This is a genomic window from Streptomyces rugosispiralis (assembly GCF_024505145.1).
Lineage (GTDB): Bacteria > Actinomycetota > Actinomycetes > Streptomycetales > Streptomycetaceae > Streptomyces > Streptomyces rugosispiralis.
Genome location: NZ_JANIAA010000007.1, coordinates 117,759 through 136,384 on the forward strand (window position 1 = coordinate 117,759; position 18,626 = coordinate 136,384).

Annotated in this window: 16 protein-coding genes and 5 tRNA genes; 8 read left to right on the forward strand and 13 right to left on the reverse strand. The window is 70.1% G+C overall.

The window, feature by feature from the left end:
- Positions 1-356: 356 nt before the first annotated feature.
- From NP777_RS14390 to leuC, 4 genes are all read right to left on the reverse strand, one after another.
- Entirely contained in the window at positions 357-929 is a 573-nt protein-coding gene (locus NP777_RS14390; RefSeq protein ID WP_256650537.1) for an HU family DNA-binding protein, read from the reverse strand.
- A gap of 125 nt (positions 930-1,054) precedes the next feature.
- Positions 1,055-1,300, reverse strand: a complete 246-nt coding sequence (locus NP777_RS14395) for an SCO5555 family protein (protein WP_256650538.1) — start codon at positions 1,298-1,300, stop codon at positions 1,055-1,057.
- A gap of 123 nt (positions 1,301-1,423) precedes the next feature.
- Positions 1,424-2,017: a 3-isopropylmalate dehydratase small subunit gene (gene leuD, locus NP777_RS14400; protein WP_256650539.1), complete on the reverse strand. Its 594-nt coding sequence runs from the start codon at positions 2,015-2,017 to the stop codon at positions 1,424-1,426.
- A 6-nt stretch (positions 2,018-2,023) separates the two neighbouring features.
- Positions 2,024-3,454: a 3-isopropylmalate dehydratase large subunit gene (gene leuC / locus NP777_RS14405; protein WP_037948540.1), complete on the reverse strand. Its 1,431-nt coding sequence runs from the start codon at positions 3,452-3,454 to the stop codon at positions 2,024-2,026.
- A gap of 143 nt (positions 3,455-3,597) precedes the next feature.
- Between leuC and ndgR the strand changes: the two genes are divergently transcribed.
- A complete protein-coding gene (ndgR, locus tag NP777_RS14410) occupies positions 3,598-4,314 on the forward strand; it encodes an IclR family transcriptional regulator NdgR (RefSeq protein ID WP_030834082.1) in 717 nt (238 codons plus the stop codon).
- Positions 4,315-4,344: 30 nt separating this feature from the next.
- Here ndgR and NP777_RS14415 read toward each other — a convergent pair whose 3' ends face one another.
- On the reverse strand, positions 4,345-4,836 hold the full coding sequence (locus tag NP777_RS14415) for a DUF4188 domain-containing protein (protein WP_256650540.1): 492 nt from the start codon (positions 4,834-4,836) through the stop codon (positions 4,345-4,347).
- Positions 4,837-4,932: 96 nt separating this feature from the next.
- Between NP777_RS14415 and NP777_RS14420 the strand changes: the two genes are divergently transcribed.
- Positions 4,933-5,574, forward strand: a complete 642-nt coding sequence (locus NP777_RS14420) for a MerR family transcriptional regulator (RefSeq protein WP_256650541.1) — start codon at positions 4,933-4,935, stop codon at positions 5,572-5,574.
- A gap of 53 nt (positions 5,575-5,627) precedes the next feature.
- Here NP777_RS14420 and NP777_RS14425 read toward each other — a convergent pair.
- From NP777_RS14425 to NP777_RS14460, 8 genes are all read right to left on the reverse strand, one after another.
- A tRNA-Glu gene (locus NP777_RS14425) sits at positions 5,628-5,703 on the reverse strand.
- A 22-nt stretch (positions 5,704-5,725) separates the two neighbouring features.
- Positions 5,726-5,797 (reverse strand) — tRNA-Gln (locus NP777_RS14430).
- A 13-nt stretch (positions 5,798-5,810) separates the two neighbouring features.
- Positions 5,811-5,883, reverse strand: a tRNA-Glu gene (locus tag NP777_RS14435).
- Between the two features lie 31 nt (positions 5,884-5,914).
- A tRNA-Glu gene (locus NP777_RS14440) sits at positions 5,915-5,987 on the reverse strand.
- 50 nt (positions 5,988-6,037) lie between these two features.
- A tRNA-Gln gene (locus tag NP777_RS14445) sits at positions 6,038-6,109 on the reverse strand.
- A 167-nt stretch (positions 6,110-6,276) separates the two neighbouring features.
- Positions 6,277-7,767 carry a glutamate--tRNA ligase gene (gene gltX, locus NP777_RS14450; RefSeq protein WP_256650542.1) on the reverse strand — a complete coding sequence of 497 codons (1,491 nt, stop codon included), beginning with the start codon at positions 7,765-7,767 and terminating at the stop codon, positions 6,277-6,279.
- Positions 7,760-8,551, reverse strand: a complete 792-nt coding sequence (locus tag NP777_RS14455; protein WP_256650543.1) for a fumarylacetoacetate hydrolase family protein — start codon at positions 8,549-8,551, stop codon at positions 7,760-7,762. The genes gltX and NP777_RS14455 overlap by 8 nt, the downstream gene beginning before the upstream one ends.
- 119 nt (positions 8,552-8,670) lie before the next feature.
- Positions 8,671-8,886, reverse strand: a complete 216-nt coding sequence (locus tag NP777_RS14460) for a hypothetical protein (RefSeq protein ID WP_256650544.1) — start codon at positions 8,884-8,886, stop codon at positions 8,671-8,673.
- A gap of 592 nt (positions 8,887-9,478) precedes the next feature.
- On the opposite strand from NP777_RS14460, the gene NP777_RS14465 reads away from it, so the two are divergent.
- From NP777_RS14465 to NP777_RS14490, 6 genes are all read left to right on the forward strand, one after another.
- Complete coding sequence (locus NP777_RS14465; RefSeq protein ID WP_256650545.1) at positions 9,479-13,300, forward strand: nitrate- and nitrite sensing domain-containing protein; 3,822 nt, start codon at positions 9,479-9,481, stop codon at positions 13,298-13,300.
- A gap of 9 nt (positions 13,301-13,309) precedes the next feature.
- Positions 13,310-13,723: a roadblock/LC7 domain-containing protein gene (locus NP777_RS14470; RefSeq protein ID WP_020868201.1), complete on the forward strand. Its 414-nt coding sequence runs from the start codon at positions 13,310-13,312 to the stop codon at positions 13,721-13,723.
- 106 nt (positions 13,724-13,829) lie between these two features.
- Positions 13,830-14,240, forward strand: a complete 411-nt coding sequence (locus NP777_RS14475) for a DUF742 domain-containing protein (protein ID WP_256650546.1) — start codon at positions 13,830-13,832, stop codon at positions 14,238-14,240.
- On the forward strand, positions 14,221-14,805 hold the full coding sequence (locus NP777_RS14480) for a GTP-binding protein (protein ID WP_256650547.1): 585 nt from the start codon (positions 14,221-14,223) through the stop codon (positions 14,803-14,805). Before NP777_RS14475 ends, NP777_RS14480 begins: the two co-directional genes overlap by 20 nt.
- A gap of 335 nt (positions 14,806-15,140) precedes the next feature.
- Positions 15,141-18,179 carry a nitrate- and nitrite sensing domain-containing protein gene (locus NP777_RS14485; RefSeq protein WP_256650548.1) on the forward strand — a complete coding sequence of 1,013 codons (3,039 nt, stop codon included), beginning with the start codon at positions 15,141-15,143 and terminating at the stop codon, positions 18,177-18,179.
- A 10-nt stretch (positions 18,180-18,189) separates the two neighbouring features.
- The gene (locus tag NP777_RS14490) at positions 18,190-18,603 is read left to right on the forward strand and encodes a roadblock/LC7 domain-containing protein (RefSeq protein ID WP_020868201.1); all 414 of its coding nucleotides are present in this window, start codon (positions 18,190-18,192) and stop codon (positions 18,601-18,603) included.
- The last annotated feature ends 23 nt before the right edge of the window (positions 18,604-18,626 follow it).

The following is an 18,626-nucleotide window of genomic DNA, read 5'->3' on the forward strand; positions in this document are numbered from 1 at the left end:
TGCTGCTGGACGACGGCACCCCGCTGCCGTTCGACACCGCGGCCTTCGACGCCGGGGGGCTGCGGATGCTGCGCCCGGGGCAGCGGGTGCGGATCGAGGTGGAGGGCGAGGGCGAGCGGCGCCGGGTCGTCTTCGTCACGCTGCAGACGTTCTGAGCGCCGTAAGGCCCTTGCCCGGTGGATGAACCCGAGCCCCGTGGAGGAACCCGAGTCTCGCGGACGAACCCGCCCCCGAGCCTCGACGCGGAGGCCCTGCGCGCGAACGCCTGAGAGACGGGCGCCGACAGCACCGCGGGCCGGGCTCCCTAGGGGAGCCCGGCCCGGCGCGGATGCGGTGGGGCGCCTGAGCGCCGTCGGCTAGCGCTTCCTGGCGGTGGTCTTCTTCGCGGTGGTCTTGCGGGCACTCGTCTTGCGCGCCGGGGCCTTCTTCGCCGTGGCCTTGGCGGGCGCCTTCTTGGCGGTGACCTTCTTGGCGGGGGCCTTCTTCGCCGCGGTCTTGGCCGGGGCCTTCTTGGCCGTCGCCTTCTTGGCCGCGGCCTTCTTGGCGGGAGCCTTCTTGGCGGTCGCCTTCTTGGCCGCGGCCTTCTTCGCCGCCACCTGGAGGCTGCCCTTGGGGGCCTTCTTCACGGAGACCTCACCGCCGCGCGGGAGCTTCTTGGAGCCGCTCACCAGATCCTTGAACCCCTGGCCGGGGCGGAAGCGGGGCACCGAGGTCTTCTTGACCCGCACGCGCTCCCCGGTCTGCGGGTTACGGGCGTACCGGGCGGGCCGCTCCACCTTCTCGAACGAACCGAAACCAGTGACCGAAACTCGCTCCCCGGCGACGACCGCCCGGACGATGGCGTCCAGGACGGCGTCTACGGCATCGGCGGCCTGCTGACGGCCGCCGACCTTGTCGGCAATCGCTTCTACGAGCTGCGCCTTGTTCACGTCTTCCCCTTCGGAGACATTGCCGGAATCAATGTGTTCAAGCCTTTTCGCACGTTAGGCAGATATATACCGCAAATCAAACACGAAACGGGCTAATCACCCTTGTGCCGCAACGCACTCGATCGTCACGGACTTCCGTCGGTGTCGGGATCTTCGGGGAAACGCCCCTCGTCGAGGTCGTTCATCAACCGCTCCAGACGCTTTGCCGCATCTGCGAGATCGTGTTTCGCCGCTGAGGTGATGACCAGCAGCTTCCGGGACAGCGCCATCCGTACGCCCTCCGGGACTTGCAGTGCGCGCACCCTTGCGTGCGCTTCCTTGAGCCGGTCGGCGACGATGCCGTAGAGCTCGAGTTGGCCGTCGCGTTCCATGCGCTGATTGTGCCATCTGAGGCGAGTTGTCGCTTCACGGGGCCTCAACATGCCGATGCGCCGCCGGTCCGAGGACCGGCGGCGCATCTTGCCAAACCCGCTCTGTACAGGGAGAACCGGGGGTCAGGCCGCCACGGTGCTGGGCTTGTAGGAGGGGCGACGCGCCTCGTACGAGGCGATCGATTCCTCCTCCCTGAGAGTGAGGCTGATGTCGTCCAGCCCCTCCAGGAGTCGCCACCGGGCATTCTCGTCAAGCTCAAAATCAGCCGTGATGCCCTCGGCTCGCACCTGGCGCTCGACGAGGTCCACGGTGACCTCCGCGGCGGGGTCCGCCTCGACCAGCTTCCACAGCCGGTCCACGGTCTCCTGCGGCAGGACGACGGTCAGCAGCCCGTTCTTGAGGGAGTTGCCACGGAAGATGTCGGCGAAGCGGGCGGAGATGACGGCCTTGAAGCCGTAGTTCTGCAGCGCCCACACCGCGTGCTCACGCGAGGAGCCGGTGCCGAAGTCGGGACCGGCCACCAGAACCGTTCCGCCCTTGTGCTCGGCCTTGTTGAGCACGAACTCCGGGTCCTTGCGCCACGCCTCGAAGAGGCCGTCCTCGAAGCCGTCGCGGGTCACCTTCTTGAGCCAGTGCGCCGGGATGATCTGGTCCGTGTCCACATTGCTGCGGCGCAGCGGGACGGCCCGGCCGGTGTGCGTGGTGAATGCTTCCATGACTGCTCAGGCCCCCACGGGAGTCGATACGGCGGCGTCGGACAGGTCGGCGGGCGAGGCCAGATGGCCCAGCACCGCGGTGGCGGCGGCGACCTGCGGCGAGACCAGGTGGGTCCGGCCGCCCTTGCCCTGCCGGCCCTCGAAGTTGCGGTTGGACGTGGACGCCGACCGCTCACCGGGGGCGAGCTGGTCGGGGTTCATGCCCAGGCACATCGAGCAACCCGCGTGCCGCCATTCGGCCCCCGCGGCGGTGAACACCTTGTCCAGCCCCTCCTCGACGGCCTGGAGGGCGACCCGCACCGAGCCGGGTACCACCAACATCCGTACGCCGTCGGCCACCGCACGGCCGGACAGCACCGAGGCGGCGGAGCGCAGGTCCTCGATGCGGCCGTTGGTGCAGGAGCCGACGAAGACCGTGTCCACCTTGATGTCGCGCAGCGGCTGACCGGCCGTCAGGCCCATGTACTCCAGGGCCTTCTCGGCGGCGTAGCTCTCGCTGGCGTCCTCGAAGGAGGCCGGGTCCGGGACCGACTCCGACAGCGGCGCGCCCTGGCCGGGGTTGGTGCCCCAGGTGACGAACGGGGCGAGCGCGGAGGCGTCGATGACGACCTCACGGTCGAAGACCGCGTCGTCGTCGCCGCGCAGGGTGCGCCAGTACGCGACGGCCGCGTCCCAGTCGGCGCCCTGGGGGGCGTGCGGGCGGCCCTCCAGATAGGCGAAGGTGGTCTCGTCCGGGGCGATCATGCCCGCGCGGGCACCCGCCTCGATGGACATGTTGCACACGGTCATCCGGGCCTCCATCGAGAGCTTCTCGATGGCGGGGCCGCGGTACTCGATCACATAGCCCTGGCCGCCGCCGGTGCCGATCTTCGCGATGATCGCCAGGATCAGGTCCTTGGCGGTGACGCTCTCGGGCAGCTCGCCCTCGACGGTGATCGCCATGGTCTTGAACGGCGCGAGCGGCAGCGTCTGGGTGGCCAGCACATGCTCGACCTGGCTGGTGCCGATGCCGAACGCGAGCGCGCCGAAGGCACCGTGGGTCGAGGTGTGGCTGTCACCGCAGACCACGGTCGTCCCGGGCTGGGTCAGTCCCAGCTGCGGTCCCACCACGTGGACGACGCCCTGCTCGACATCGCCGAGCGGGTGCAGCCGGACACCGAACTCCGCGCAGTTCTTGCGCAGCGTCTCCAACTGGGCGCGCGAGACGGGGTCCGCGATCGGCTTGTCGATGTCGAGGGTGGGGGTGTTGTGGTCCTCGGTCGCGAGGGTGAGATCGGTACGACGGACCGTGCGACCGGCCTTGCGCAGGCCGTCGAACGCCTGCGGGCTGGTCACCTCGTGCAGCAGATGCAGATCGATGAAGAGCAGGTCAGGCTCGCCTTCGGCGCGCCGGACGACATGGTCGTCCCAGACCTTTTCCGCAAGTGTCCGTCCCATCGCTTTCCCTCCGGCCGGCGCCAGTGCCGGCCCAAACTCGATTCGAGTGCGTGCCCTGGTCCGCGGGCCCGCCATTTACAGGGTGGCGGCTATCCCCGGAAAATGAACTTGCGTTTCACACTGTGAGACGCGAGTATCGTTTCATGGACAACACTAGCGGTGTCGGCGTTCTCGACAAGGCTGCTCTGGTTCTGAGCGCCCTGGAGTCCGGTCCGGCCACCCTCGCCGGGCTGGTCGGGGCGACCGGCCTCGCCCGCCCCACGGCGCACCGGCTCGCGGTGGCTCTCGAGCACCACCGGATGGTGGCACGTGACATGCAGGGGCGCTTCATCCTGGGCCCCCGCCTGGCCGAGCTGGCGGCGGCCGCGGGCGAGGACCGGCTGCTCGCCACGGCCGGCCCCGTGCTCACCCACCTCCGGGACGTGACCGGCGAGAGCGCGCAGCTCTACCGGCGCCAGGGAGACATGCGCATCTGCGTCGCCGCGGCCGAGCGGCTGTCCGGACTGCGGGACACCGTGCCGGTCGGCTCGACGCTCCCCATGAAGGCCGGCTCGGCCGCCCAGGTACTGATGGCCTGGGAGGAGCCCGAGCGGCTGCACCGCGGGCTCCAGGGGGCCCGCTTCACCGCCACCGCCCTGTCGGGCGTACGGCGGCGGGGCTGGGCGCAGTCGATCGGCGAGCGGGAGCCCGGCGTGGCGTCCGTCTCCGCGCCCGTGCGCGGCCCGTCCAACCGCGTGGTCGCCGCCGTCTCGGTCTCCGGACCGATCGAGCGGCTGACCCGCCACCCGGGCCGCATGCACGCCCAGGCGGTCATCGACGCGGCGGCCCGTCTGACGGACGCCCTCCGCCGGGGCAACTGATGAGCGCCTTACGGCGCCCATGGCGCCCTGTTACGCCTTGTTCAGGTTCAGCCGGTCGGCCGCCCGGTCCCCGCGGCGGCCGACCGGGACGACTCCGGTGGCCTTGCCCAGGCCGAACGCCGGCATGTTGATGTAGACCGCCTCGTGCGCCCCGGCCGGTACGACATAGGTCTCGTGCCAGAAGCCGACCTTGCCCTTGCCCTCCCGCAGCCGGCGGTTGAACGCCGCCCAGGCGGGCCGGTGCTCCTTGTCCTGGGCCACCGAATACTCCAGCAGCCGCTCGTGCGAGGCCCAGTACTGGACCACGTAGAGCACCCGCGGCGAGCCGAACAGCACCTGATGGCCCAGCATCCCGCTCCCCTCGTCCCGCGACAGCTCGCTGAGCATCCGCGGCATCGCCCGGAAGACCGGCAGCCAGCTCCGCAGCGCGCGGAAGCGGTTGATGCGCATGCCGATCAGGAAGACGGTGACCTCCCCCTCGACCTCGGCGGTCATCCGACCGGCGAGCAGCTCGGCACCCATGGTGATCCCCTCGTTCCCCACGCCCGGGATAGACTTGGATAGCGGCGCTATCCAGCACTTAGATAGTGCCACTCTCCAACGGAAGGTGCAACAGGGATGCGACTGGCGGAGCTCAGCGAGCGCAGCGGAGTGCCCACCGCGACGATCAAGTACTACCTGCGCGAGCGGCTGCTGCCGCCGGGCGAGCGGATCACCGCCACCCAGGCCGAGTACGGCGAGGAGCATCTGCGCAGACTCCGGCTGGTGCGCTCGCTGATCCAGGTCGGCCGGATGCCGGTGGCCACGGCGCGCGAGGTGCTGGCCGCCGCCGAGGACGAGTCGCTCAGCCAGAACACCCGGATGGGCGCCGCGGTCTGGGCGCTGCCGCACGGTCCCGAACCCGACGAGGACGATCCGCACGCGGAGCGCGCCCGCGAGCAGGTGGACACCGTGCTGCGGCGGATGGGCTGGTCCTACGGCCAGGAGCTGGGCGACACCTCCCCCGCCTACCGGATGCTGGTGGCGGCCGTCGCCTCCCTGGACCGCCTGGGATACCCCCATGACACCGAGCATCTGCTGGTGCACGCCCGGCTGGCGGGCGAACTGGCGGTCGCCGACCTGGACCTGGTGGAGACCTACGACACCCCGCCCGAGCAGGTCGAGGCGGTGGTGGCACTGACGGTGCTCTACGAACCGGTGCTGCTCAGCCTGCGGCGGCTCGCACAAACCGAGGAATCCGGCCGCCGCTTCAAGGAGTGACCGGCGGGCCGAGGGCACGAAAAAGCCCCCCGCTGTCGCGGAGGGCTTTTCGCTGGTACCCCCGACCGGATTCGAACCGGCGCTACCGCCTTGAGAGGGCGGCGTGCTAGGCCGCTACACAACGGGGGCCTGAATCAGCACAAGTGCTGCGCTGGGCTACCAGGACTCGAACCTAGACTAAATGAACCAGAATCACTCGTGCTGCCAATTACACCATAGCCCATGGTATAGACCAGTACCCCCGACCGGATTCGAACCGGCGCTACCGCCTTGAGAGGGCGGCGTGCTAGGCCGCTACACAACGGGGGCTCTAGCGATCTCCGTCTTGCGAAGAGATCCGTACCCCCGACCGGATTCGAACCGGCGCTACTGCCTTGAGAGGGCAGCGTGCTAGGCCGCTACACAACGGGGGCTTGGTCCTGCTTTGATCAAGAGACTCACCGGACATCCGGGAAATCTCCTGCTGGGGTACCAGGACTCGAACCTAGACTAAGTGAACCAGAATCACTCGTGCTGCCAATTACACCATACCCCACCAAAACGCCACCCCCGTAAGGGGTTTTGTTTGGTTTACGCCTCCGGTCCGGCCTCTCGGCGGCCCGTCCGGCGCAGGAAGAACATTACCCGATGGTGGACGGCCCACCAAAACGAGTATCACCGCGAGTGGCGCCGCCTCGCGGGCGCGGGCGGCGCCCCATGTGCCTACCCCGCCAGCTTGGCCAGCGCCGCGTCGACCCGGGCCAGGGTGCGCTCGCGGCCCAGGACCTCCAGGGACTCGAACAGCGGCAGCCCGACCGTGCGCCCGGTGACCGCGACGCGCAGCGGCGCCTGGGCCTTGCCCAGCTTCAGGCCGTGCTCCTCACCTGCCGCGAGGACCGCGGCCTTCAGGGTCTCGGCGTCCCAGTCCGCCTCGGCGAGCCGGGTGCGGACCGAGGCCAGGAGCGCGTCCGCGCCAGGCTTCATCGCCTTGGTCCAGGACGCCTCGTCGGCCACCGGCTCGCCGAGGAAGAGGAAGTCCACGTTCGCGGTGATGTCGGACAGGACCGTCAGCCGGGTCTGGGCCAGCGGGGCCAGCGCCTCGAAGGCGGCCGCGTCGAAGGCCTCCGGGGCCCACGGCGCGTGCGGGGCCTTCAGCCAGGGCTCGCACGCCTCGATGAACGCCTTCACGTCCAGCAGCCGGATGTGGTCCGCGTTGATCGCCTCGGCCTTCTTGAGGTCGAAGCGCGCCGGGTTGGCGTTCACCGCCGAGATGTCGAACGCCTCGACCATCTCCTCCAGCGAGAAGACGTCCCGGTCGGCGGAGAGCGACCAGCCCAGCAGGGAGAGGTAGTTGAGCAGCCCCTCGGGGAGGAAGCCGCGCTCGCGGTAGAGGTTCAGCGAGGCCTGCGGATCACGCTTGGAGAGCTTCTTGTTGCCCTCGCCCATGACATACGGGAGGTGACCGAAGACGGGCACCGTGCCCCCGCCCACACCGATCTCGGCGAGCGCGCGGTAGAGCGCGATCTGCCGCGGGGTGGAGGAGAGCAGGTCCTCGCCGCGCAGTACGTGCGTGATCTCCATCAGCGCGTCGTCGACGGGGTTGACGAGCGTGTAGAGGGGCGCGCCGTTGGCCCGCACGATCCCGTAGTCCGTGACGTTCTCGGGGGCGAAGGTCAGCTCACCGCGCACCAGGTCGGTGAAGGTGATCGGCTCGTCCGGCATCCGGAAGCGCACGATCGAGGCGCGCCCCTCGGCCTCGTACGCCGCGATCTGCTCGGCGGTCAGGGTGCGGCACTTCCCGTCGTAGCCGGAGGGCCGGCCGGCCTTGCGGGCCGCCTCGCGGCGCTCCTCCAGTTCCTCGGCGGTGCAGTAGCAGCGGTAGGCGCGGCCCGCCTCCAGCAGCTTCTCCGCGACCTCGCGGTAGAGGTCCATCCGCTGCGACTGGCGGTAGGGCGCGTGCGGACCGCCGACCTCGGGGCCCTCGTCCCAGTCGAAGCCCAGCCAGCGCATGGCGTCCAGCAGCTGGGTGTAGGACTCCTCGGAGTCGCGCGCGGCGTCGGTGTCCTCGATGCGGAACACCAGGGTGCCGCCGTGGTGGCGGGCGAAGGCCCAGTTGAACAGGGCCGTGCGGACCAGGCCGACATGGGGGTTGCCGGTCGGCGAGGGACAGAAACGAACCCGCACGGGGGCGGAGGAGGAGGATGCGCTAGCCACGCTTGATCACCTTGTTGGTGAGAGTGCCGATGCCTTCGATGGTGACGGCGACCTCGTCGCCGACGGAGAGCGGGCCGACGCCCGCCGGGGTGCCGGTGAGCACGACGTCGCCGGGGAGCAGCGTCATCGCCTCGGTGATGTGCACGATCAGGTCCTCGATCGGGCGCACCATCTCGCTCGTACGGCCGAGCTGACGCTGTTCACCGTTGACGGTGCACATGATGCCGAGGTCGCCGGCGCGCGTCAGGTCGATATCGGTCTCCACCCAGGGGCCCAGCGGGCAGGAGGTGTCGAAGCCCTTGGCCCGCGCCCACTGCTTCTCGCGCCGCTGGGCGTCGCGGGCCGTGATGTCGTTGCCGCAGGTGTAGCCGAGGATGACGTCCTGGACGCGGTCGCGCGGCACCTCACGGCACATCCGTCCGATGACCACGGCCAGCTCGGCCTCGTAGTGCACCTCGGAGGAGAAGGAGGGGTACGCGACGGGGTCGCCGGGGCCGACCACGGAGGTGGACGGCTTGAAGAAGACGACCGGGACGTCGGGGACCTCGTTGCCCAGCTCCGCCGCGTGCTCGGCGTAGTTGCGCCCGATTCCGACGACCTTGTTCGGCAGGACGGGCGGCAGCAGCCGGACCTTGCTCAGGGGGACCTTCTGGCCCGAGCGCTCGAATTCGGCGAAGGGGTGGCCCTTGATGATGTCGAGGACGGGGCCGTCCGGATCGGACGGTTCGCCCTCCACCACGCCGAAGGCGACGTTGCCGTCGATGGAGAATCTGGCGATGCGCACGGGAAGCCTTGGCTCCTGACTGAACTCGCTGGAGACTGACGCCCCAGGCTATCGCTCCGCGTCCCGCGCGCCGCCGTCCCGCCCGCCGCCGGTGGTGGCGCCCACCACGCCCCCGGGGGTCAGTTGCCCGGGGCCTCGGTCAGCACGGTGCGCTTGGGGTTCGCGGTCCGGTTGGGCAGATCGACGCGGTGCTCCGGCCGCTCCTCGGGCGCGCCGGTGTCCTCGACCTCCTCGGCGATGCCCTGGGCGTCCTTGAGCTCTTGGACGTCCTTGACATGGGCCAGGGTGGTGCGCCGCGGGTTGGCTATGGAGCGGAACATCATCGTCGTCTTCACTGGGGTGTACGCCTCGCTCTTGTCGTTCGTTCCGGCTGTGTAAAGCGTCAGGCTAGAGGCGGCCTTGCCCATCGATTCGCAGGAAAAGTCGCCGCCAGCATGTGATATTGCTCACGAGCGATCAGGCAAATGCGACATAGAAGACAGTTACCTAATCGCGCTAAACGGACATCACGTACCTGAACCTGACGTTCCGCTCTTGATCATCGCTAGCCGGACACTCGATTGCGGGCTTCGATTCGTACGCGAAAGTCCGTTATCGCCGACATGACTTTCTACGTCCCGTAATAAAGTCCGTACTGAGCGTCACGCGCATCACAGCCTTACCCATTGCCCTTGTTGCAGCATCCGGCACTGTGCTGGAATTCCCGGGACCGCCGCGGGAATCACCGGCGCGCACGGGGGCGCAACTGAGAGGCGCCGAGCGGCGGGGGGCTCCTCTTGTCGACACGAAAGGATGCGCGCCGGTCACTCACGACCGACAGGGGGGATCGCGGTCCCCCATGACTCGACACCGCTCCGCCGCTCCGCCGGTGGGGCGCCTGGTCCAGAGGTTGCGACGCTAGTGCAGGGACGTTTCAAGAGGGATGGTATGGGGGCTCCCCAGGCCCGCCAGGGCCGAGGGGAAGCTTCGGCGGACCCGGAGCCGCGCGGCGCGACCGACCGCGGCGCCTCGCCCCAGCGCGCCCAGGGCGGCAACGGCAGGACGCTGACCGATCAGGGCCCCGAGGCCGGTACGCAGAGCGCCACCCGGGTCAGCGCGCCCAGCGGCGGTGGTGGCGGCGGAGACGCCACGGAGCCGCCGGCCAAGGCGAAGCCCTCCGGCCCCACCGGGCCCGGCAATCGCATGGCCCTGCGCAACTGGCGCATCAGTACCCGACTGGTCTCGCTGCTCGCGCTCCCGGTGGTCGCCGCGACCACGCTGGGGGCGCTGCGCATCGAGGGCTCGCTGGACAACATCAAGCAGCTGGACCAGATGAAGCTGCTCACCGAGATGACGCAGCAGGCCACCCAGCTGGCCAGCGCGCTCCAGGAGGAGCGCGACAAGTCGGCCGGTCCGCTGGCGGGCAAGGGCAACGACAAGGACGACCGGGTCGTATCCACCCGCGAGGACACCAACCGCGCGATCGCGGCGTTCCGCGAGGCCACCCACCAGGTCGACCCCGGTGACCAGTCGCTGGCCGGTGTGCAGTCCACGCTGGTCAACATCGACCGTCAGCTCGGCAAGATCAACGAGGTCCGGGACACGGCCTACGACAACAGCCAGTACTACTCGCTGACGGTCCAGAACTACAACGAGCTGATCAACTCGTTGCTGTCGCTCTCCCAGGACATGGCGCAGGCGACCAGCAACCGCGCGATGATCAACAACACCCGCGCGCTCGCGACCTTCTCCTCCGCGAAGGAGTACGCCTCCATCCAGCGTGCGCTCATCAGCGCCGCCCTCGCCGACCCCAAGGGCGCCGACTTCTCCGCCAACGACCGCCGCTTCGCCAGGACCGCGGTGGACAAGGAGAACGAGGCGCTCGGCCGCTTCAAGCAGATCCGCCAGGGCAACTCCGAGGACCTGCTCGAACCGCTGGACAGCCGCCCCGACATCAAGGCGGCGACCATGTACGCCGACCGCGCGGTGCGCGACCCCGAGGGGCTCAAGGCGGAGAAGCGGACCGATCTCGACTGGTACGACCAGGACAGTATCAAGATCGAAGAGATGGGCAAGATCGAGGAGACGCTGCTCAGCGAGATGCAGCAGAAGGCTCGTGAGCTCCGCGACTCCGCCCAGCAGGACGCGATCCTCAACGGTGCGCTGATCCTGCTGGTCCTCGGCGTCTCCCTGGTCGGTGCCTTCGTCGTCGCCCGCTCCATGGTCCGCTCGCTGCGCCGCCTGCAGGACACCGCGCAGGAGGTCTCCCAGAAGCGGCTGCCCGAACTGGTCAAGCATCTCTCCGAGTCCGACCCGCAGGATGTGGACACCTCCGTCGAGTCCGTCGGCGTGCACAGCCGGGACGAGATCGGAAAGGTGGCCGCGGCCTTCGACGACGTGCACCGCGAGGCGGTCCGGCTGGCCGCCGAACAGGCGCTGCTGCGGGGCAACGTCAACGCGATGTTCACCAACCTCTCGCGCCGCAGCCAGGGCCTCATCCAGCGCCAGCTCTCGCTCATCTCCGAGCTGGAGAGCCGCGAGGCCGACCCGGACCAGCTCTCCTCGCTGTTCAAGCTGGACCACCTCGCCACCCGCATGCGCCGTAACGGCGAGAACCTCCTGGTCCTCGCGGGCGAGGAGCCGGGCCGCCGGTGGACCCGCCCGGTGCCGCTGGTGGACGTGCTCCGCGCGGCCGCATCCGAGGTGGAGCAGTACGAGCGCATCGAGCTCAGCTCGGTCCCGGCGACCGAGGTCGCCGGCCGGGTCGTCAACGACCTCGTGCACCTGCTCGCCGAGCTGCTGGAGAACGCCACCTCCTTCTCCTCGCCGCAGACCAAGGTCAAGGTCACCGGTCACGCGCTGCCCGACGGGCGGGTGCTGGTCGAGATCCACGACACCGGTATCGGGCTCTCGCCCGAGGACCTGGCCGCGATCAACGAGCGGCTGGCCTCCCCGCCCACGGTCGATGTGTCGGTCTCCCGGCGCATGGGTCTGTTCGTGGTCGGCCGTCTCTCGCTGCGCCACGGCATCCGCATCCAGCTCAGGCCGTCCGACTCGGGCGGTACGACGGCGCTGGTCATGCTGCCGGTCGACGTCGCCCAGGGCGGCCGGAAGCCGGCGCCGCAGGCCGCCGGCGGCAAGGCGGGCCAGGGCGCACCGGGTGCCGGCGACGGCGGTGCCCAGGGCGGCGCGGGGCTGCTCGGCTCCGCGCCCTCGCGGCGCCAGGTCCCGGGGTCCGGTTCGCGCGCCGCGCTGCCGGGCAACGGCGGCGGCAGCGGACTGCCGACCCGGCCGGTCGGCGCGGGTGCGGGCCCCTCGGGCGGCGCCCCGTCCGGCTCCACCAACTTCTTCGAGGGCGGACGGCCTCCGGGCCCCCGGACCAACGCCCCCTCCGGCCCCGGCGGTCAGCAGGGCGGCCCCGGCGGTCAGGGCGGCCCCGGCGCCCCCTCCGGCCGTCCCCCGCTGCCGACGCGCGGCGAGAACCCGACCGTCGCCCCGCCGACCGGGGCCCCGCCCCGGGCCGACGGGGGCGACCAGGGCGGCCGCCCGCAGCTGCCCACCCGCGGCCCCGCGCCCGAGCTTCCGGCCCCCACGCAGCCCGGCACCAGCTGGGGTGCGCGCCGCGCGTCCGGCGAGGACGACTGGCCGGGCGCTCCGCGCGACGCCGGGGACACCCCGCGCGGTCACGACGAGTACGAGCCCACCGGCCAGTTCGCCCGTCCGGAGCTCGGCACCCCGCCGGAGCGGCGCGATCCGTTCGGCAACCGCGGCCCCGGCGACACCGGCGAACTGCCGCAGCTGACCGACGGCCCCAGCATGTTCGAGCCGCGCCGCGCGCCCGGCGGGCCGCAGGCCGGGCAGGGGCTGTCCGACACCGGCCAGTTCAACCGCCCCGACTACGGCCGCGGCCCCGGCGACACCGGCGAGTTCGCCCGTCCCGAGTACGGCCAGGGACCGGGCGACACCGGTGAGTACGCCCAGCCCCGGTTCGAGGACGCCGCCCCGCGCGGCGGCCGCGGCCCCGGCGACACCGGCGAATTCCCCCGCCCGAACATGAGCGGCCCCGGCGACACCGGCGAATTCCCCCGCCCGAACATGAGCGGCCCCGGCGAGTACGCGCTGCCCCAGGACTCCCGGGGTGAGTCCGGCCGGCGCCCGGACGACCCGCTGCCGCCCGCCGGTCCCGGCGACGGCCGTACGCCGATCTTCGACACCATCGAATCGACCTGGCAGCATCACCAGGTCCTGGACCCGGGCAACTCGCACCGGCAGGACGGGGGCCGGTCGTTCCCGTCCACGCCCTCCGCGCCCGAGCCCACCCCCGGCCGTCCCGCCTCGGCCGTACCGCCCCTCTCGCCCCGCGAGCCGCAGTCGGCCCAGGGCACGGGGGACTTCGCCGGATCGGGCGCCGCGGCGGGACCGGGCGGAGCCGGTCGGGGCGGCCGGAGCACGGGTTCCCACTGGCGTACGTCGCCCCACAACGACGAGCGCTGGCGGCGCGCCGAGCAGATCCGCGAACCCGCGGCCGGCGGTATCACGTCGTCCGGGTTGCCACGGCGGGTGCCGCGCGCAAACCTCGTGGAGGGCGCCGCACACCAGCAGCCGCAGCAGCCCGAAAGGACTGGGCCGCAGGTGTCTCGCGCGCCCGATGATGTACGCGGAAGGCTGACCAACCTCCGTCGTGGGATCCAGCAGGGTCGCCGGGCCGGCACCGGACTCGACGACAACCATGATCGCGGCATTGGCCCGACTTACCAGCAGGAGCGTTAGTTGAGCCCGATGAGCCAGGCGGCGCAGAATCTGAACTGGTTGATCACGAACTTCGTGGACAACACCCCCGGGGTGTCCCACACGGTGGTGGTCTCCGCCGACGGACTCCTTCTGGCGATGTCCGAAGGCTTCCCCCGTGACCGAGCCGATCAACTGGCGGCGGTGGCCTCCGGCCTGACCTCGCTCACCTCCGGAGCCTCCCGCATCTTCGAAGGCGGCGTGGTCAACCAGACCGTCGTCGAAATGGAACGAGGCTTCCTCTTCATCATGTCCATCTCCGACGGATCCTCCCTCGCCGTGCTCGCCCACCCCGAGTGCGACATCGGCCTCGTCGGCTACGAGATGGCCCTGCTGGTCGATCGCGCGGGCAACGTCCTCACCCCGGACCTGCGTGCCGAACTGCAGGGCAGCCTGCTGAACTGAACCAACGACCATCCGACGCCCGCCCGCCCGGCCACACGGCCGGGCGGCCCCCCACCGGCACCGACCGACGGCACCACCGTCACCTTGTTGTCCGACCGGAGGATCCATGACCCCGCCCCCCGCCTCGCCCGGCCCGTACGGCGGCCATCACCAATCGCCGTACGGGGGTGAAGGCGACCAGCCATTGGTGCGCCCCTATGCCATGACCGGTGGCCGGACCCGGCCCCGCTACCAGCTCGCCATCGAGGCGCTGGTCAGCACCACGGCCGACCCCATGCATCTGCAGGGGCTCCTTCCCGAGCACCAGCGGATCTGCCACCTGTGCCAGGAGGTCAAGTCGGTCGCCGAGGTCTCGGCGCTGCTGAACATCCCCCTGGGCGTGGCACGCATCCTGGTGGCGGACCTGGCGGAGGCCGGCATGGTGGCGATCCACCAGCCCGGGGGCGGTTCGGAAGCGGGCGGTACTCCGGACGTGACACTGCTCGAAAGGGTGCTCAGTGGACTTCGCAAGCTCTAGCGGCGCTCCCCCCGCCCGCGCGACCACCTCGGCGAAAATCGTGGTGGCGGGCGGCTTCGGCGTGGGCAAGACCACGTTCGTCGGCGCGGTCTCGGAGATCAATCCGCTGCGCACCGAAGCCGTGATGACCTCCGCCTCGGCGGGGATCGACGATCTGAGCCACGTCCAGGACAAGACCACGACGACCGTGGCGATGGACTTCGGCCGCATCACGCTCGACGACGACCTGATCCTGTACCTGTTCGGCACGCCCGGCCAGGACCGCTTCTGGTTCATGTGGGACGACCTGGTGCGCGGCGCGATCGGCGCCGTGGTCCTGGTGGACACCCGCCGGCTTTCCGACTGCTTCCCCGCCGTCGACTACTTCGAGAACTCCGGACTGCCCTTCGTCATCGCCCTCAACGGCTTCGACGGCCAGCAGCCCTACAACCCCGAAGAGGTCCGCGAGGCCCTGCAGATCGGCCCGGACACTCCCATCATCACCACCGACGCGCGCCATCGCAGCGAGGCGAAGAGCGCGCTCATCACGCTGGTCGAGCATGCGCTGATGGCCCGACTCAAGTAGCGGCCACTGTCCGGAAGTTGTCGGAAAACCGATGTAGGGCGGGCTGTGTCGAACGACACGGCCCGCTCGTCATTCATAACGTTTCGACAGAGATATGCACCGGCCGTCGATACGCAGCGCGATCGCACAGCTCCGGTGCGCACTCAAATAGTTCGGTATTCGACATGTCTTAGCCGTAACGCCCCTTTTTTCTCTGGTCCAGACAACGCACTGACCGCTTTGCGCACTGTTTGGAAAGCACCCGCGCGGCGTGCTGGAATTCGCTGAACTGGGCAGTCAGGGCCCAGCTGGGAACGGTACGAATCGGGTGCCGATGCCGAGAGGTTGTTGGTCGAGTGAGGCGAAGCAAGCCGGACCCCGCGCAAGATGCGCGAGGGAACTTCACCCCGCCGCCGCGTACAGGCACCGCGGCGTCCTCCGCCGAGGCAGCGGAGCCACCCACATCCAGTGGTGGCCGGATCTCCCCTCGGAACTGGCGGGTGCGCGGCCGGCTGTACGCGATCCTGCTCATCCCCGTGCTCGTCGCCCTGGTCTTCGGTGGCTTCCAGGTCGCCTCATCGGTCTCCACCTGGAACGAGGCGCGGGACGCCGAGCGCACCGCCCGGGTCGTCCGGGCCGCCACCACCTACGCCCACGCGCTGGTCAATGAGCGCGACTTGACCGCGGGCCCGCTGCTCAGCGGCACCAACGAGGCCACGGTGGCCAGGGCCCGCGCCGCCAGCGACGAGTCGAAGAAGGATTTCGACAAGGCCGTCGCCGACATGCCGCAGACGCCGACCCTGAAACGCCGCCTCAAAGCGTTCAGAGCCGCCGAACCGCAGCTGGCCGCCCTGCGCCGGAACGCCTACACCGACCGCCTCGGCGGGGTGAAGACCGAAGAGGGCTATGTCCTCGTCGAGCACGGGCTGACCGAGTTCGCCAATGAACTGGGCCTGGGCACCGGCAATATCACGTCATACGGACGTACCGTCTACGCGGTATCCCTGGCCAAGGGCGCGGAGTCGCTGCAGCGCTCGATCGGCACCCATCTGCTGGTGAAGCCCGGCCCGTCCGCGACCGACCGCAAGACCCAGCTCACCGCCTTCACCTCGTACGTCTACCTCGAGGGCATCGCGCTCGGGGAGTTCGAGGCCGCCGGCACCCCGCAGGACGTGACCCGGCTCGAGGACACCCTCACGTCGGCCGAGAAGCGTGCGCAGACGCAAATCGCCGAGGCGAAACGTAAGGCCGAGGCGGACGGCAAGAAGTTCGCGGCGCCGCCCGGCATGGACCAGATGATCAAGGCCGTGGGCAGCGGTGCGAGCCCCTCCGCGCTGGCCGCCCAGGGGATCACCCCGGACGCCTGGTTCAACGCCTCCACGATCAAGTTCAACGCCTACCGGGACGTCGAGCAGACCCTGGTGAACAAGGCCGTGGACGAGGCGGCGCAGATCTCCTCGGACGCCCGCCGCGATGCGATCGTGAACGGCGCGATCGTGGTGCTGGCGCTCCTCGCCGCCTTCTTCGTGGCCGCCCGGATGGCGCGCTCGATGAGCCATTCGATGCGGCAACTGCGCAACGCCGCCTTCGACGTCGCCGAGAAGCGGCTGCCGGCGGTGGTCGACCAGCTCTCCCGCACCGACCCCGGACGGGTGGACACCCGGGTCAGCCCGATACCGATCAACACCCGGGACGAGATCGGCGAGGTGGCCCGCGCCTTCGACCAGGTGCACCGCGAGGCGATCCGGCTCGCGGCCGAGCAGGCGATGCTGCGCGGCGGCGTCAACGCGATCTTCACAAACCTTTCCAGTCGCAACCAGGGACTGATCGAGCGGCAGCTGACCCTGATCTCCGAACTGGAGAACCGGGAGGCCGATCCGGACCAGCTGGAGCACCTCTTCCGGCTGGACCACCTGGCCACCCGCATGCGGCGCAACGGCGAGAACCTCCTGATCCTCGCGGGCGAGGAGCCCGGCCGCCGGTGGAACCAGCCGGTGCCGCTGATCGACGTGTTGCGGGCCGCCTCCTCCGAGGTGGAGTCCTACGAGCGGATCGAGCTGGCCGGGGTCTCCGAGAGCGAGATCCACGGCACCGCGGTGACCGACCTGGTGCACCTCCTGGCCGAGCTGCTGGAGAACGCCACGACCTTCTCCTCCCCGCACACCAAGGTGCGGGTCACCTCGACCCGGCTGCCCGACGGCCGGGTGGTGGTGGAGATCCACGACAAGGGCATCGGCCTCACCGCCGAGGACTTCGCCGACATCAACCACAAGCTGGCCAATCCGCCGACGGTGGACGCCTCGGTGTCCCAGCGCATGGGCCTGTTCGTGGTCGGCCGCCTCGCCGACCGGCACGGCATCCGGGTCCAGCTGCGCCCCTCCGGGGAACAGACGGGCACCACCTCGCTGGTGATGCTGCCCGAGGCGATCACCCACGGCGGTGGCGGCGAGGAGCTGCCCCAGGACGACTTCACGGTCTCCCGGATCGTCCCCGAGCCGCGGCCCGCGCCCGTCTACGAGGACGTCGGCGAGCTGTCCTCGCGCACCGCCGCCGAGCTGGGCTTCGACGACTCCGCCTACGACCGGGACCAGGGGCAGAACCAGTTCCAGGGTCAGTACAGCGGAATGGGGGCCACCCCGCCCGAGCAGGATCCGCGGCATGACCAGGCCGCCTCCAATCCGTTGGCGCAGTCCTCGTACCAGAATTCCGCCTTTACGCAACCGGAAGCGGATTACACAACTCAAACGGAATCCGAACAGCAGCCGTATATCGGCTACAACTCACCCTCTCAGCAGGGAGAGTGGGGCGATTCCGGATCTTTCGAGATGCCCTTCGCGTCGCAGTTCGGGACCGAAGCGGAATCAGGACCCAGCGCTCCCGAAGTTTCTCGGGACCGCGTAGAGTTCCACCGTCCGGGCCCTTCCCCGAGCGGAATCCACTCGATGACCGACGCCGGGCTTCCGCGTCGTGACAAGCAGTGGCAGCCGTCCGGGGAGACGGGGGCACAGGGGATGGTCGGGGACCCGGCGGCGCCCGCGGCGCCGGAGCGGCCCTATCAGGCTCCCCAGCAGCAGGAGGACGGTGCCCCGTGGCAGTCGGAGAACGACCAGCGCTGGCACCGTGCCGAGCGGCTGCGGGAGCCGACGGCCGGCGGAGTCACATCGTCCGGCCTGCCCCGCCGGGTGCCCAAGGCCAATCTGGTCGAGGGCGCCGCGGAGCCGACCGGACAGGGCGGCCCCCAGGTCTCCCGCGCCCCGGAGGACGTCCGCGGCAGGCTGAGCAACCTGCGCCGCGGCGTCCAGCGGGGGCGCGACGCGAGATCCGGGACCCCCGGGCGTGACCAGCATGACCAACAGGGCTTCGGCCCCGGCAGCACCTACGATCAGGAGCGTTAGTGTGAGCCCGATGAGCCAGGCGGCGCAGAACCTGAACTGGTTGATCACGAACTTCGTGGACAACACCCCCGGGGTGTCCCACACGGTGGTGGTCTCCGCCGACGGACTCCTTCTGGCGATGTCCGAAGGCTTCCCCCGTGACCGAGCCGATCAACTGGCGGCGGTGGCCTCCGGCCTGACCTCGCTCACCTCCGGAGCCTCCCGCATCTTCGAAGGCGGCGTGGTCAACCAGACCGTCGTCGAAATGGAACGAGGCTTCCTCTTCATCATGTCCATCTCCGACGGATCCTCCCTCGCCGTGCTCGCCCACCCCGAGTGCGACATCGGCCTCGTCGGCTACGAGATGGCCCTGCTGGTCGATCGCGCGGGCAACGTCCTCACCCCGGATCTCCGCGCGGAATTGCAGGGCAGTCTTCTCAACTAGCAAACATGGAGTGCGTTTCGCGC

Excerpts from the sequence above, each read along its gene's own strand:
- NP777_RS14395 (WP_256650538.1), bottom strand. The coding sequence starts at position 1,300 with ATGGAACGCGACGGCCAACTCGAGCTCTACGGCATCGTCGCCGACCGG.
- NP777_RS14475 (WP_256650546.1), top strand. The coding sequence starts at position 13,830 with ATGACCCCGCCCCCCGCCTCGCCCGGCCCGTACGGCGGCCATCACCAA.
- NP777_RS14465 (WP_256650545.1), top strand. The coding sequence starts at position 9,479 with ATGGGGGCTCCCCAGGCCCGCCAGGGCCGAGGGGAAGCTTCGGCGGAC.
- leuC (WP_037948540.1), bottom strand. The coding sequence starts at position 3,454 with ATGGGACGGACACTTGCGGAAAAGGTCTGGGACGACCATGTCGTCCGG.
- NP777_RS14415 (WP_256650540.1), bottom strand. The coding sequence starts at position 4,836 with ATGGGTGCCGAGCTGCTCGCCGGTCGGATGACCGCCGAGGTCGAGGGG.
- ndgR (WP_030834082.1), top strand. The coding sequence starts at position 3,598 with ATGGACAACACTAGCGGTGTCGGCGTTCTCGACAAGGCTGCTCTGGTT.
- NP777_RS14490 (WP_020868201.1), top strand. The coding sequence starts at position 18,190 with ATGAGCCAGGCGGCGCAGAACCTGAACTGGTTGATCACGAACTTCGTG.
- NP777_RS14470 (WP_020868201.1), top strand. The coding sequence starts at position 13,310 with ATGAGCCAGGCGGCGCAGAATCTGAACTGGTTGATCACGAACTTCGTG.
- leuD (WP_256650539.1), bottom strand. The coding sequence starts at position 2,017 with ATGGAAGCATTCACCACGCACACCGGCCGGGCCGTCCCGCTGCGCCGC.
- NP777_RS14420 (WP_256650541.1), top strand. The coding sequence starts at position 4,933 with ATGCGACTGGCGGAGCTCAGCGAGCGCAGCGGAGTGCCCACCGCGACG.